Annotated in this window: 15 protein-coding genes; 6 read left to right on the forward strand and 9 right to left on the reverse strand. The window is 41.4% G+C overall.

Features of this window, described 5'->3' with window-relative positions; translation table 11 throughout:
- Positions 1-36 precede the first annotated feature (36 nt).
- From U3A58_RS10845 to U3A58_RS10855, 3 genes are all read right to left on the reverse strand, one after another.
- The gene (locus U3A58_RS10845) at positions 37-825 is read right to left on the reverse strand and encodes a polysaccharide deacetylase family protein (RefSeq protein WP_323823446.1); all 789 of its coding nucleotides are present in this window, start codon (positions 823-825) and stop codon (positions 37-39) included.
- A 28-nt stretch (positions 826-853) separates the two neighbouring features.
- Entirely contained in the window at positions 854-1,093 is a 240-nt protein-coding gene (locus U3A58_RS10850; RefSeq protein WP_323823447.1) for a hypothetical protein, read from the reverse strand.
- 90 nt (positions 1,094-1,183) lie between these two features.
- A complete protein-coding gene (locus tag U3A58_RS10855; protein WP_323823448.1) occupies positions 1,184-2,515 on the reverse strand; it encodes a GntP family permease in 1,332 nt (443 codons plus the stop codon).
- A gap of 200 nt (positions 2,516-2,715) precedes the next feature.
- On the opposite strand from U3A58_RS10855, the gene U3A58_RS10860 reads away from it, so the two are divergent.
- The 4 genes from U3A58_RS10860 (at position 2,716) to U3A58_RS10875 (ending at position 7,170) form a co-directional block, all read left to right on the forward strand.
- On the forward strand, positions 2,716-4,788 hold the full coding sequence (locus U3A58_RS10860) for a family 20 glycosylhydrolase (RefSeq protein ID WP_323823449.1): 2,073 nt from the start codon (positions 2,716-2,718) through the stop codon (positions 4,786-4,788).
- A gap of 152 nt (positions 4,789-4,940) precedes the next feature.
- Complete coding sequence (locus U3A58_RS10865; RefSeq protein WP_323823450.1) at positions 4,941-5,213, forward strand: hypothetical protein; 273 nt, start codon at positions 4,941-4,943, stop codon at positions 5,211-5,213.
- Between the two features lie 51 nt (positions 5,214-5,264).
- Complete coding sequence (locus tag U3A58_RS10870) at positions 5,265-5,813, forward strand: RNA polymerase sigma factor (RefSeq protein WP_323823451.1); 549 nt, start codon at positions 5,265-5,267, stop codon at positions 5,811-5,813.
- Positions 5,800-7,170, forward strand: coding sequence for a hypothetical protein (locus tag U3A58_RS10875; RefSeq protein WP_323823452.1), 1,371 nt, complete (start codon positions 5,800-5,802; stop codon positions 7,168-7,170). The genes U3A58_RS10870 and U3A58_RS10875 overlap by 14 nt, the downstream gene beginning before the upstream one ends.
- Positions 7,171-7,231: 61 nt before the next feature.
- On the opposite strand, the gene U3A58_RS10880 is transcribed toward U3A58_RS10875, so the two are convergent.
- Genes U3A58_RS10880 through U3A58_RS10890 form a run of 3 tightly spaced genes read right to left on the reverse strand, consistent with a single transcriptional unit; the run spans position 7,232 to position 8,219 of the window.
- Positions 7,232-7,870 carry a YdeI/OmpD-associated family protein gene (locus tag U3A58_RS10880; RefSeq protein WP_323823453.1) on the reverse strand — a complete coding sequence of 213 codons (639 nt, stop codon included), beginning with the start codon at positions 7,868-7,870 and terminating at the stop codon, positions 7,232-7,234.
- Positions 7,867-8,016 (reverse strand): hypothetical protein, encoded by a 150-nt coding sequence (locus tag U3A58_RS10885; protein WP_323823454.1) that lies wholly within the window; start codon positions 8,014-8,016, stop codon positions 7,867-7,869. The genes U3A58_RS10880 and U3A58_RS10885 overlap by 4 nt, the downstream gene beginning before the upstream one ends.
- 2 nt (positions 8,017-8,018) lie before the next feature.
- Positions 8,019-8,219 carry a hypothetical protein gene (locus tag U3A58_RS10890; RefSeq protein WP_323823455.1) on the reverse strand — a complete coding sequence of 67 codons (201 nt, stop codon included), beginning with the start codon at positions 8,217-8,219 and terminating at the stop codon, positions 8,019-8,021.
- A 203-nt stretch (positions 8,220-8,422) separates the two neighbouring features.
- Here U3A58_RS10890 and U3A58_RS10895 point away from each other — a divergent pair, with 203 nt between their 5' ends.
- On the forward strand, positions 8,423-8,803 hold the full coding sequence (locus tag U3A58_RS10895; RefSeq protein WP_323823456.1) for a VOC family protein: 381 nt from the start codon (positions 8,423-8,425) through the stop codon (positions 8,801-8,803).
- 413 nt (positions 8,804-9,216) lie between these two features.
- Here U3A58_RS10895 and U3A58_RS10900 read toward each other — a convergent pair whose 3' ends face one another.
- Positions 9,217-9,915 carry a DUF4397 domain-containing protein gene (locus U3A58_RS10900; protein ID WP_323823457.1) on the reverse strand — a complete coding sequence of 233 codons (699 nt, stop codon included), beginning with the start codon at positions 9,913-9,915 and terminating at the stop codon, positions 9,217-9,219.
- A 182-nt stretch (positions 9,916-10,097) separates the two neighbouring features.
- Positions 10,098-10,592 carry a DinB family protein gene (locus U3A58_RS10905; protein WP_323823458.1) on the reverse strand — a complete coding sequence of 165 codons (495 nt, stop codon included), beginning with the start codon at positions 10,590-10,592 and terminating at the stop codon, positions 10,098-10,100.
- A gap of 137 nt (positions 10,593-10,729) precedes the next feature.
- Here U3A58_RS10905 and U3A58_RS10910 point away from each other — a divergent pair, with 137 nt between their 5' ends.
- Complete coding sequence (locus U3A58_RS10910; RefSeq protein ID WP_323823459.1) at positions 10,730-11,725, forward strand: helix-turn-helix transcriptional regulator; 996 nt, start codon at positions 10,730-10,732, stop codon at positions 11,723-11,725.
- A 113-nt stretch (positions 11,726-11,838) separates the two neighbouring features.
- Here U3A58_RS10910 and U3A58_RS10915 read toward each other — a convergent pair whose 3' ends face one another.
- Positions 11,839-13,359 (reverse strand): IS1634 family transposase, encoded by a 1,521-nt coding sequence (locus U3A58_RS10915; protein ID WP_323823460.1) that lies wholly within the window; start codon positions 13,357-13,359, stop codon positions 11,839-11,841.
- Positions 13,360-13,368: the final 9 nt, after the last annotated feature.

Raw genomic sequence — 13,368 nt, forward strand, 5'->3', positions numbered from 1 at the left:
ATTAGGAAAGGTGATCTGGAAACGGATCACCTTTTTTTAATTGCTGAGCTTTCTAGAAAAATCGGGAATTATAGATTTTTTCGCGGCTTCCACATCAATATAATCTTCCAAATCTTTCATAGAAATGACTGTGAAATCATTTGCATCAAGGTACTGTAAGTATTCCTTGAAAAGCTGTGGAGGAGTATTGACCCAAGGATGTTCTATATCTGGAACGCCGTGAATAGTCAAGATGACAATCTTTCCGTCTTTGGCTTGACCAAAGGCTTTAATGATTTCCCTTTGATTAGTTTCTTCGGTGGCCCAACTTGGAATCAAATAGGGATGATCGCTGAAAGGATCGTAAGCTCTACTTCCGCCTGCACGTGCAAAGACGTATTCTTTTTCCTGTAAAAATTCTAAAGCTTGAGCATTCAATCCATAACCCGGATAGGCAAAATTGGTAGGTTTATCGATTCCTAAGGAGTCGCATTTTTCCTCTATATAGGATAGCTGTTTGTTAAATTCTTTCTGGGTTAATTTGCTTACGTTGGCATGGGTATGTGTATGGTTTGCAATTTCAAAGCCCATTCTGTCCAAGGCCTGGATTTGTCGCCAGTTCATATACAAACTACTGTCAGCGTAATTGGGCTGAAACTCACAGACAAAGAAAGTCCCTCCAAACCCGAATTCTTGAAGCAGTGGAGCTACTACAGCATACTGACTTGCCGGCGCATCATCGAAAGTCAAAACAACCAGTTTATCTGGGATTGGTTTTTTAAGGATTTGGGCTTGACTGGCGGAAATGGAAGAAAATATAAAAAGTAGGATTATGAGATTTTTCATGAAGGGTAAATTATTTAAATCAATCTCTTTACTCCGATACCATAGCTTTTCTTCTACTTCGATAGGTTAAAACAGAACCTATTATAATTAAAATAATAGAAGGATAGAAAGTTAACATTGCCAGAATTCCTGGCCCTACAGCGTTTCCAGCATCAATGGCTCCTAGCTCATCAAGCCCAATAATAATTAATAAAGGGCTGCTCCCTACAACTAATACGATTAGCCCAATTCTCAGGGTTTTGTGTAGCTTCCTCCATTTTGTTCTCATTACTTCGGTGTGGATTATTTTTGATAACACTCATACAACTGAAGAGTCAACCTATCGAATCATTGACCTTCAAGCTCTACCTTCCATTTTCTACCTCACCACCAGCGTAATTAAATATATCACACTAATCGCGGTCACGGACATAATCAGCGTACCCAGACTATGAGTTTGATTGCCTTGCTTGATGGATAAGCCAGAGAGCTGAGTTACAGCCCAGAAGAAACTGTCGTTGGCATGGGAAATAGCCATGGCTCCGGCGCCTGTAGCCAGGACAGCAAAGACACGCATGGTTTCAGAATCCAAGCCAAGACTGCCTAGTAAAGGAGCAATAATTGATGCCGTAGTAATCATCGCTACTGTTGACGAACCTTGTGCGGTTTTCAAAGCAAAAGCAATCAGGAAGGGAAGAAAAATTCCCCAGCTTGCGCCACTCATGCTGCTGCTGACAAGATCACCGATTCCAGAGTTTTGAAGCATTTTTCCAAACACTCCTCCGGCACCGGTAATCAAGATCACGGGTGCTGCGATCAAAATCGCCTCGCCGATCCAGCCAGAGGAAGAAAGTAATTTGGCATCAAATTTCTTTGGCAAGCTAAAGGCCAGGAAAGAGCCTAAAAGTAATGCGATTACAGGGCTTCCCGCAAATTGGATAAAGGTGTAAAAAACACCTTCGCCAAATGGTTTGGTGGGATATTTTGCGATAGATGCAATAATGATCAGAATCAAGGGAACGATAATCGGCAGAAAAGAGGCAAACGCCGATGGTCTTTGTTTCTTTTCAATCTCTACATTTTCAACAGCGAACTTTGGCTGAAGTGGGATTTTGTAGGCGACTTTTTTGACAAATATATAGCTGGGTATCAAGGCTATCAAACTCACGATAAGGCCATAGAAAATAATCATCCCAAGATCAGCTTCATAGATTCCAGCCGTAGCTATCGGCCCTGGAGTAGGAGGGACCAGCGAGTGCGAGGCGGTAGCTCCCAAAGCCAACGCGATAGTGGTGGCAGCATAGGGAACCTTACTTTTCAATGAAAGCGATTTACTGATCGGATTCATCATAATAAAGGTACTATCTCCAAAAACAGGAATAGAGAGGATATACCCCGAAATCATCATGGCGAGCGTTACCGACTTTTCTCCTATCCAAGACAGAATTTTCTCTGCGATCACGATGGCTCCACCTGTTTTTTCCAAAAAAGTACCCATCATCACACCGAGCAAAATAAGCAAACCTATACTACCCAGCACTCCACCAAACCCTTCGGAAATGGATTGTAAGATCAATTCTCCAGGCATACCTGATAATAGCCCATAGAGAATTGCACCGCAGAAAAGAGCAAGAAAGGGATGGATGTCAAATTTGACGATGGCCACAAGAATCAAGGCCAAGGCAAAAAGGATAATCAATAATGTGAGCATTTTGGGTTAGGTTGGGTTTTAAAAAAGAGGTAACAACAGATAGTATTACGAAACTTCAACCTAAAAATTAGGGAAAAAATGGGAATATTAAAGCCGGAAGCACTAATAGCTTTAGAATTGTTTGTTGAGTGGTTCTAACAGCTTTGAATATTTGGTATTTTAGCCAATTCATAATTATTTAAACTCTATAACCTCTTTACATGCGCTTGTTTTCAATCTTCAATCTGCTGCTAACCTTAGTGATACTTGCTTCTTGCAACTCCGCTCCCAAAAAGGAAGGAAGCTTCATGATTTTACCGAGTCCTTCATCAGTAGAGATTTCCGGTATTTCTGATTTGCTTGCTTCGGATATCGTGGATTTTGTGGAACAGGCTAAATCAGATTTTATCGATGGTATATCCCTTGCTGGTTCTAGTAAAGTTTCTCTCACTTTAGAAACTGCAACAGGTTTGAATCCTGAAGCCTACATTCTGGAGATTTCTAAGAAACATATTGATATCAAAGCTGCCAGCAAAGAAGGACTTTGGTATGGCTTGATTACACTGGGGCAATTGGTGCAGGATGCACTGGATCAGGATTCGGCTTTACCATTGATCTCTATAAAGGATGAACCAGCACTCAAGTATCGCGCAATTCAACTTGATGTCAAGCATCATCTGGAAAAGAAGGACTATTACTATCAGCTGATGGATCGCTTGGCTGAGATGAAAATCAATGGAATAATCTTGGAAATAGAAGATAAACTGGCTTTCGAAAAGCAACCAAAAGTTGGTTCTTCAGATGCTTGGACCATAGCAGAATGGAAAAAGCTGAGTGAATACGCTATGGCAAGAAATATTCGGATTTCGCCCTTGGTGCAAGGACTGGGGCATGCATCCTTTATTCTGAAGCATGAAGAATACAAGGATTTGCGTGATGATCCGGAAAGCGATTGGGCTTTCAATCCTCTTGATGAGCGTACCTACCAGGTTCAATTTGATCTTTATTCGGATGCGCTGGCCGCTTTTCCCCATGCTCAATACCTGCATGTGGGTGGTGATGAAGTGCATACTACAGGAAGAGGAAGTGGGAAATCCGCCTTGGAGTTGCAGTTGATTTGGCTGAACAGAGTGAGTAAATATGCCGAGGAGCATGGCGTTACACCTATTTTTTGGGATGATATGCCTTTGAAAAATGCAGGCGTTTATGGTTCTATTTTCAACAGAAATCTCTCTGAAGCGCAGGTAGATAGTATCTGGACAGTAAATGAACCCAATCTGAATAAGTATGTGGACATGTTCCCAAAGAATTGCGTTTATATGCGCTGGAACTACGAAATGCCAGAGACTATTGGGAATAATCGTGCGATGCAGTGGTTTACCGATCATGGGTTCAAAGTGATGGGTGCCACGGCGGGTCAGACGCGCTGGAACCTGATGCCACTCGAAGAGAGTAACACTGCAAATATTCGGGATTTCGCGTTGATCTCAATCGACAATAAGGCTGACGGATTGCTGTTGACGCTTTGGGATGATGATTCTCCGCATTTTGAATTGTATGGTAGAGGGATTTCGATTTTCGCGGAATATACATGGGCAGGCGAAAAACGAACTTCTGATGAGCTTCATGCAGCTTATAGACACCGTACTTTCGGCTCGGAATTGGCCTCAGAGGACTTTGCCTTTATCAATGATTTGGAAGCCCCTGTAGCGTTTTGGAAAAATGCCCTGTTGGAAAATAAAGACCGAAATCGATTGCGAAGAATGGATAATCCCATGCAGGATGCGGTTTTAACTTTGCCGGAGGCAAATGCTCCAGGAGATTGGACGGAACGAAATAAGGATAAACTGGCGAAAGCTAAGGAAAGTCAACTGATGGTTGATTCGGTATTATATAAAATCTCGGCGTCTAAAAAAGTGGCGAATAGAAATACTTATACACTTGAAGTCTATGAGCAAGTGGCCAAAGTCACTCAGTTCACCAATAAATCCCTGCTGCTTCTGGCAGACTGGGATCTGGCGAAAACGGCTGGGGAAAGAGAGATCGCCAAAGAGAAACTTCTGAATCTAGAAGGCGAATGGAAGACTCAGTTGGCGGAATTGGAAAAAGTCTATGGTAAAACCAGAGAGCTGAACAAGCCAAATGATTACTTTTTGGATCAGGATTATCATGTGCATTTGGCTAATCAGGCGATCAGGTTTTCAGATTGGCAATTCTATGTAGAGGATCTTTTTCTGCAAAAAATCAAGGAAGGAAATAACCTAGAGATGAAGAGAGATATTGATGCCAATTGAATCTGTTTTTAAGGGAAGGTAAAGTTAGATGCTTCTAAAGGAATAGCATTCATTTTATTCAGGCGAGGCTTGTTGCCAAAGCAACACTTAAAATTTTTTTCTCGCTACCTGTAGCGTATTGAGTAAGCTTTCCGTCAGGGTAGAAAAGCAGAATGAAGACTCTCCTACGAATCTATTTGGTTTTGATATTTGCGAGCAGCGCGCTTAATGCTGGCTCTGAGAATGACTCAGTCAATGCTGGATTTTTGATAGAAGCATCTAATTTTGCTGGTGATTCTGGCTATTCCCAGAATCTACTGGGAATCTCCGATTGTATGAACTCCTCAATACAGAAGGAGTATAAAACGATTAAAAGAGCTATAGAGGTGCATGACGCAAAGGAAAATCCCTATCATGGGACGAATGATAAAATAGCTAACGAGTAAAAATCCCGACTCCAACATGGATGTCGTAAAGCATAGATTAATAGGTTTGAATTGAAGTGGACTGATCAGGAGCTGATCGAAGGTTGCAAACGTAGATCGGCTAAGTACGAAGAGGTGTTTTATAAAAAATACTATGGCTATGTCATGGGGATCAGTCTGTCCTATTCTAAAGATAAAATGCTTGCCGATGAGATCACAAACGACTCATTTATCAAGTTTTTCGGAGCTATTAAGAAATTTGATGACTTCCAGTCTGTGAAAGCATTGCTTCGCCGTATCACCGTCAACACCGCGATAGACTATTTCCGCAAACAGAAGAAGTTTCAGAATCAAACAGATGTGTCTGAGGAAACTGCTGTGTTCCACGAGCTGAGTGCTCTTCAGGAGCTGGCATTTCAGGATATTATCAACCTGATCAATCTATTACAAGAGGATCATAAAATGGTGTTCAATCTCTATGAGATCGAAGGCTATAGTCATAAGGAAATTGGCGAAAAGCTGGGCTTGACCGAAAGCTCGTCAAGAGTCTATCTGGCCAGGGCAAAATCTCAGCTCCGCAAATTAGTCTCATTACACTTGAAAGAATATGAAGGAAGATAAGCTGGATAATGAAATCGCTGCTTCCCTTAAAAAGAAGTTAGTCGAAGCCTCCGTGCCCTACGAGTTGGGTGCTTGGGAAGGTTTTCAGAAAAAGCGCGCGCAGCACAAACGCAAAGCTATTGCCTATTGGGCAAGTGGCATTGCTGCGTCTTTACTATTGATAGCAATAGGACTGAATACGGTGGACCTTTCTGAAAATAGAAATGTATCTTCGCAAGAAGTTCAATTGGCAGAAAACACACAAAAAGCTCCTGAAAATCAGTTGGAGGAAATCCCTTTAACTGATTCTGAAGAGTTGGCAGAAAATTCACCTACTGTAGCACCGAAAGCTGTAGAGCCAAACACGAATCCTTCTGGTTCTAAGTCATTGCCAAAAGCACCAGAAAAACCAAAATCACCAATAATTTCTAATGATTCAAAAGCTTTGGCTTCAGTTTCTCAGCCGGTCCAAAAGACAGAAATACCAGAAACGATTGAGATCTCCCCTGAATTGCCACGAATCGTTAAGGAGAATCCAATTGCGCAAATAACCGAAAAGCCAAGGTCCGAACGGAAGCAGCCACTTATAACGAAATCAGAGGAAGATCAAGTAGCAGTGAAGTTACCTGAGGAGACACTGGTTTTGATAAAGCCTGAAGAACCTGTGAAACCTACGGAAAAGGAGGCCTTTGTCGCGGAAAATGATTTTCCAATTATAGAAAAAGATAAAACGACGGTAGGACTAGGCATGGGATTATCTCCGGGTTTTGGGGCAATCCAAAGCGATAATCAGGTAGCCACAGCTTCGACTATTGGGCTGGGTATGCTGGTGGATATTAAACTGCCTGGAAAGCTCACCTTGGGCTCTGGACTAGGCTTGAACTATCTAAACCAAAATGGTAAGCAGGAAAGTACCGTGATGTCTTTGGGCAATACTTACCCGCAGACCGAGAAACTGGAAGTTCGTCAGATGCAGGTAGAGGTGCCTGTGTTCGTGAAGTATCCAGTGACAAGAAACAATTCTATCTCAGTACAGGCCGGGTTTTCAAACTTCTATGCCTTAAATGAAACGGGCAGCCAAGAGAATACAGTAGCGCGACAGGTGGCGGTGTATAATAATGCATTTGGTTCTTCTTCATTATCTCTACGACAGCAGGATGTGACTGAGAGCATTCCGCTAGAATCAAAAAGCGGTAGATTTTATCCCTTTGCTACGCTGAATTTCGGGGTGAATCTTCGTGTCCTGGAGACTAAAGGAGCAAACTATGTGATCATGCCTTTCTACAATCATCAAGTAAGACAAGTTTCTGGGTACGGTGATACTTTTGGTTTGTTCGGAGCGAGTTTCAAAATGAATTTCGGAGGAGGAGAGAAGTAGGGGGAGTGATCAGTCTTCAGTCGCAGTGGCCAGTACCGATGCTGGGCTGCTGCTTCTCTCCTTAGCTACCGTACTTATCGTGTATTCCTACTCCGTTAAAAATCTGCTCTTTATATTTTTCAATTCTTCCGATTCGTGTCTGCGCCTGTTTGGGTTGCGAAAAAATAATGATGTAGCCCCTCTGTCTTCCAGGAGTCAAAGCGTAAAAAGCTTGTTTAAAAGCAGGATCATCTTCAAATACTTGCAACAGTTCCTCAGGTATGGGTTCAGGATTCTTTTTGAATTCTACTTTCTTTCCACTTTCCTCAATAGCAATGGCTTCCAATACATATGACTTCAACACATCTCCTGTTTTTTTGATTTCGTCTATATGAGTGAACCTGACTATCCGATCAGACTGTAAACTTTCTTGTTGTTGAAGAATATTATGCTTGTCTGTCAATAGCACTCCTTTGAAAAAACCAAGGGTAGCAGAATCTTTCAATGCACCAACCGAAACAATATTCTTCCCCTTATGGGTATAAACCGGTGCCCCCCATTTTAATTCCTCTATCAGTCCAGTTTCTAAAACAAGTTGCCTGAGCAATTCTAATTCTTCTCTCCAGTTATTGACTTTGCACAGTGGGGTGCCGCCATATTTACAGCGCATGCAGCCATCAACCAGGTATTTGTCAACTTGTGGATTCAGTTCTATTTTCACGTGTTTATTTTTTGTTTTTCAAAGGTCATCTGTCCCGTGAGGAAGGAAACGGGATAGCCTGTCCCGTCCGCCGCGGCGGATCGGGAGAATCTCGCATGATTTATAATCATACCTCTGTGTGTCGCTTCAGTCATGCTCGATTTCATAATCAGCTGCTTGTGATTTTACGGTTGGCTGGACTGAAAAACCAAGAAACGATTGTCAATACGAGCAATAGGGATGAGCCAAAATATTCAACAGCTTTATCTCCAACTGCAAGATGTGTGAAAATAGCTCCTGGCAGCAAAAAGAAAAAAACCGCATAATCCCATTCTTTATTCAAAGGGAATCTAGGAACTAGGGCTGTCATTTAAATTTGAAGTCGCTTAGCTTCAAATTTAAATGTAGTTATATGAATTTGGATAGATTTTTTATTCTATCTATACCAAAAATTACATTTTAGAGTTCCAGTCTGTTAGCATAGACCAAGGTGATGGAAATAGGAAGTTTCCTAAAATCTCTCGAAATTTTGATGAAATAATATTGATAAAAAACTTCTTAACTCTCTTTGCCATGCTTCAAAGCTCCCGTGCTTTCAGCGGCTTCTCAGTGGATAACCTCCCAAAAGCCAAATCTTTCTATCAGGATATTCTTGGTCTGTACGTGACAGAAGATGAAATGGGATTTCTCTCTCTACACTTTAGTAGTGGAGGTAATGTCATTATTTATCCCAAGCCCAATCATGCACCTGCTACCTTTACTGTGCTGAATTTTCCTGTGGATAATATTGATCAGGCAGTGGATGAATTGACTGCGAAAGGAGTTCAGTTTGAGCAGTACTCAGATCCGATCCAAACCGATGAAAAAGGAATTTGCCGTGAAGGAGGTGGCCCATTAGTTGCCTGGTTTAAGGATCCGGCTGGGAATATTTTGTCTGTGCTTGAGGAAGAGTAGTTAGTCAGTCCTCAGTGATCAGATGTAAATTCCTAAAAAACGTTGACCGGTTTACCTTACTGTTTAACATTTATTTTGGTCATATTCCATCGTGATATTTGATCAGGAGGATGTTTTCCTTAAATCAATATACTTCTATAGGAAAGTTAACGGGCTAACTCTTTTGTACCATTTATGTGGCTTTGCGGATAATCCTACCTTTAGATTGAGTTGTCCATTTCATTACGCAATGAGTCTCTACACTTTGGGTGTGAATATCGAGTGCAAAACGTTGCGAATTCCGCGATAAACTTGATAAGTGAGCTGGTCAAACTACTGTGCTTCCTGTTGTCGGAAAGCCTCACAAACCACGGTTGAATAAAAAAATCCCGACCTGATCAGACCGGGATTTTGCATTGTGATAGTAAGATTACTTAATCTACATAGTTGGTCAATAATTGCAAATCTAGCTTTTTGGAATTGTCCGTCGGAACAGCATAGCCTCTTACTACCAGTGTGTAAACCCTTTTTCCTTGGAGTTCCACATTTGTAGCAGTAGCAAGGGTTTCCCCTGTATTAGAAATTACTTTTAAGTCGTAAATTTTTGAGGCAAGACTTTCAAAGTTTGAATTGGACTTAAAAGCCACATCATCGAAAAATGGAGTCTCGCTATCATCCACTTTTAGTGATACAGCTCCAGCATCAGGAGAAAGGTTTACTATGCGTATTTGTGCTTTAGCAGCTGTTGGCTCCGACCAGTCATCATCTACCAAGACAGCATCCAATTCTCCTGCATCTTCCACTATAAACAGGGAGTACACCGAATCTATTTTGATCTCAAATTCCTTTTCCAAAAGAGAAGTCAGAGAACTCTGTTCAGTAAACTTGAAAAGTCTGTCTCCAGGGTAGAAGTTGCTATAAGGCAATACTTCAGCATACTTTAAAGAGAAATTATTCACCTGATTTTGGTCAGCATATACTATTACTCCAGTATTGCTAGGAGCTCCATTATAAATAGAAATATAGCCTGCAGGCGGGTAATCGTTCGGGATATTGTCGTTATCCAGACAACCAGTCATTCCCATAGTTCCGGCCAGTAATGCTACTGAAGCCAGAGATTTAAGATTCTTCATTGCAAATGAATTTACACTCATCATATGTACTTGTTGGGTTTAGTTTTTAATCAACATCAAGACGTATGATTAGTTTTGTTCGCTACAAAAAGAATAAAATTTCTTAACAGTGGAATGAAAGTGGTCTGTGCGGACACAGACCACGGCATAAGTCTGTGCTGACACAGACCACTGCTGTACAATTAAAATTGCTCCCAGAAATTTGGTGGAGTGATCCCCAACGCACGGAGATACACATATCCCTGACCACGGTGGTGAATTTCATTATCAATGATGTAAAACAGGGTACTGTAGCCGGTTCCTTCATACTGCCCGAAGGCAACTACCTGCTGCTGAAATCTCTCTAAAGGAATAGCTTTCCAATAGTGCTCGATCTTGTCGGTAGATTCATCCCAGCTAGCTAAAAGTGCGGATTTTGTAGTCAGTTCTGCTTTTTCCTCATCAAAAGCCTCCCATTCTTCTGTGGCCAATCCTTGGGCTGTAGGCGCAGCCATTGCCAGCATTTCTTTGATCAACTTCGCAAAAGTACGCATACCACCAATACTGAATTCAAAAAGTTCTTTCTCCGGAAAAGCTTCCAGTACTTTTCGGGTGAGTATGCGATGTCCTAGCCAGTGAGTCAAAAGCTGATCCTTATTAATGATTTGAGCTGTCGTCGCTGATGTTGTTGTTTCCATAGTGCTTGTGTTTTGTTTTAGAATACCCAAATAAACAACCGCCTAGTGTCAGCCCTATGTCAGTAGGATTTCGGAATTTGAAAGTTTTTCTGATTTTTTTCAAGTTTCTTTGCTTTTAGACTTTTTCCCCTAGTTGGATGAACAGAATAGACAGACTTACGGCGATTCTCACGCATTTACAATCCAAGCGAACCGTGCGAGCAGCTGAACTTGCGGAGCGCTTCAGTGTGAGTTTGCGTACCATATACCGTGATGTGAGATCTCTGGAAGAATCTGGAGTACCGATTATCGGTGAGGCAGGGCAGGGGTATTCCCTGGTGGAAGGGTACAGACTTCCGCCGATCATGTTTAGCAGGGAGGAGGCATTGGCACTTTTGGTTGCTGATAAGGTGGTGGAAAAGCTGTTGGATGAGCAAAGCAGTAAGTTTTTCAAAGAAGCGCTGATCAAAATCAAGGCTGTATTGAAATCTACCGAGAAAGATCTATTGGTGGAGGTGCAGGATACCATCCAGGTGTTGAAGTCAGGCTCTTCTCAGGCAATGAATAAATCCAGCACGGCTTTTCAGTTAATCCTTCAAGCAATTGCCGAGAGAAAAGTATTGGTGACTAGTTATATGACTTTTGACCCAGAACGTAAATCTGACCGAGAGTTGGAGCCCATAGGATTGTTTCATTCTTATGAGCAATGGTATTTATTGGCATTTTGCCGTCTGAGAAATGATTATCGTACGTTTCGGCTAGATCGATTCAGCAAATTGCAGGTGGCGGAAAATTTCTATTTTACGGGAAAACATCCTTCCTTACAGGCATATTTAGACAAAATAGCCAGTGAACAAAAACTGCATCAAATCATACTGGAGGTACCGGATGGTTCTTTGAAATACCTGGCCAACTCAAAGTATAATAATGGATTTGTGTCCGAGGAAAAAGTGGGAGAATTGACAGAGATGACCTTTATGAATTCCTCCATTGAGGGATTTGTGCGCTGGGTGATCGCTCTGGGTGATTTGGTAGTGATCAAACAGCCCCAGGCTCTGATTAATCGGTTAGATGAATTGCTTGGTGAAATTAAAGAAAGGCAAAGTTCAGAACAGTCATTAGAAAAGCTGAATAGTAAAGGTCTATGTCCTTAGCATTTACTTTTTTACCATCGAAAGTGGCTAAGGTTTTAGAACTTCTTCAAGAACTATAAATTGATTATGTCGTTCCGCGTTTTTTTCCTGTTTTGTGCGATGGGACACCCAGGCTAATTTTTCCTGATTGCTTCGATTAATTCCAACTGCTCTGGCGTGGGTTTGAGAGGAATAGTAGTGTAGATTTTTGAGTCTGGAAGGAGTACTCTTATTTGGTATATACTTTTGGCCAATTCAATGGCTCTGTTTGCTGAGAATGACACTTTTGCCTTTTTGAGTAGTCTTTCGAGTTCCTTAAATACAGCATAAGACACAAAGCAGATGCAGATATGTGTGTTTATTCTTTGGGGAATTCGGTGATAGATTGGCCGTATTCTGATATCTGTCTTACTAATACGAAAAGCCTTTTCAATGTGCCATAAATTTCCGTATGCAGCGATGACATCTTTGGCTTTCATATCTGTATTTGTTAGATATCCTTTCAATCCATCCCATCTGGCATCATGGTCATATTTTTTGTAATCAATAGCTACTTTAACCTCTGATTCCAGCTTGAGGTACTTGTTGTATCCCCTATTATTAATACTGTTTTTGTCTATTTTTCCATTTTTGACCTTCTTCTCAAGCTTTTCAAGCCCCTTTTTCCTGTTGTGGCCATATCTTTTCTGCCTCTTTTGAGAAAAGCTGACCACCAGCGTATACCCGTCTTTTTTTACCTCCCTGGGTTTGTCCTCGGTTAGTTCCAGTACCAGGATTTTTTCTTTGATCTGATTATTTTCATTTCTGACTTTTCCGCCCAATACAAACTTGTAACCGTTACCGATCAGTGCATTAATGTTGGCGTTGGACAGTAAACCGGCATCAGCAATCACGATGGGCTTGCCGATGGAAAACTTCTTTTGAATACTTTCCAAAACAGGGATTAGGGTATACCCTTCATAGATATTGCCTTCAAAAATATCGTAGCCCAACGGGTAGCCTTCTGAACCGACCAACAGTCCAAGTTTTATCTGAGGGTGCTGATGCTTGCCATCTTTTGAATACCCGATTTTTCGAAGGTCATCTTCATCAGGAGTCTCAAAATACAAGGTGGTCATGTCATAGAAAACAAGACCGATCTGTCCTCCCAAAATCTTGGCAAAGTGACTGAAGGTTGTTTTCTCGATCTTCTCTTTAAACTCTTTATGGAGTTTGTCCATATATCGGTAGATGGAGTAAACACTGACTTCTTGATTTTTGAATCTGGAAAGGTAATCAACGGTTTTTAGTTTGGAGCCCGGGTAAACAAGTCTGGACATGACCAATTCCCGGAATAAGTTATCCACTCCAATTTCATGGTAACCTATTGATTCATAAACATTACCAAGAACACTATCCGGACCCACTAATTCAATTTCGTTATTGCCTACATTGGAAAGAATGGATTTCAGACTCCTGTCCCGGTCGTTGGAAAATAGAAAAGCTTGACCTTGTATTTTCTCGATTTCAAGTTTGGCTTGGCGCTCTAAAATATCTAATTCCACTTCATCACAAGAACTCCCCATCGATTTGACTACTTTATTAATCCTGCCAACTTTCTGGATAATTTGGACACTGAAACTCCCACTTGAATTCTTCTTTCGTCTCACAAACATGAACTAGAA

This window comes from Algoriphagus persicinus (assembly GCF_035156415.1).
GTDB lineage: Bacteria > Bacteroidota > Bacteroidia > Cytophagales > Cyclobacteriaceae > Algoriphagus > Algoriphagus persicinus.

Bases quoted from the DNA above. Each gene is read 5' to 3' on its own strand.
- U3A58_RS10845 (WP_323823446.1), bottom strand. From the start codon at position 825: ATGAAAAATCTCATAATCCTACTTTTTATATTTTCTTCCATTTCCGCC.
- U3A58_RS10850 (WP_323823447.1), bottom strand. From the start codon at position 1,093: ATGAGAACAAAATGGAGGAAGCTACACAAAACCCTGAGAATTGGGCTA.
- U3A58_RS10855 (WP_323823448.1), bottom strand. From the start codon at position 2,515: ATGCTCACATTATTGATTATCCTTTTTGCCTTGGCCTTGATTCTTGTG.
- U3A58_RS10860 (WP_323823449.1), top strand. From the start codon at position 2,716: ATGCGCTTGTTTTCAATCTTCAATCTGCTGCTAACCTTAGTGATACTT.
- U3A58_RS10865 (WP_323823450.1), top strand. From the start codon at position 4,941: ATGAAGACTCTCCTACGAATCTATTTGGTTTTGATATTTGCGAGCAGC.
- U3A58_RS10875 (WP_323823452.1), top strand. From the start codon at position 5,800: ATGAAGGAAGATAAGCTGGATAATGAAATCGCTGCTTCCCTTAAAAAG.
- U3A58_RS10885 (WP_323823454.1), bottom strand. From the start codon at position 8,016: ATGAAATCGAGCATGACTGAAGCGACACACAGAGGTATGATTATAAAT.
- U3A58_RS10890 (WP_323823455.1), bottom strand. From the start codon at position 8,219: ATGACAGCCCTAGTTCCTAGATTCCCTTTGAATAAAGAATGGGATTAT.
- U3A58_RS10895 (WP_323823456.1), top strand. From the start codon at position 8,423: ATGCTTCAAAGCTCCCGTGCTTTCAGCGGCTTCTCAGTGGATAACCTC.
- U3A58_RS10900 (WP_323823457.1), bottom strand. From the start codon at position 9,915: ATGAAGAATCTTAAATCTCTGGCTTCAGTAGCATTACTGGCCGGAACT.
- U3A58_RS10905 (WP_323823458.1), bottom strand. From the start codon at position 10,592: ATGGAAACAACAACATCAGCGACGACAGCTCAAATCATTAATAAGGAT.
- U3A58_RS10910 (WP_323823459.1), top strand. From the start codon at position 10,730: ATGAACAGAATAGACAGACTTACGGCGATTCTCACGCATTTACAATCC.
- U3A58_RS10915 (WP_323823460.1), bottom strand. From the start codon at position 13,359: ATGTTTGTGAGACGAAAGAAGAATTCAAGTGGGAGTTTCAGTGTCCAA.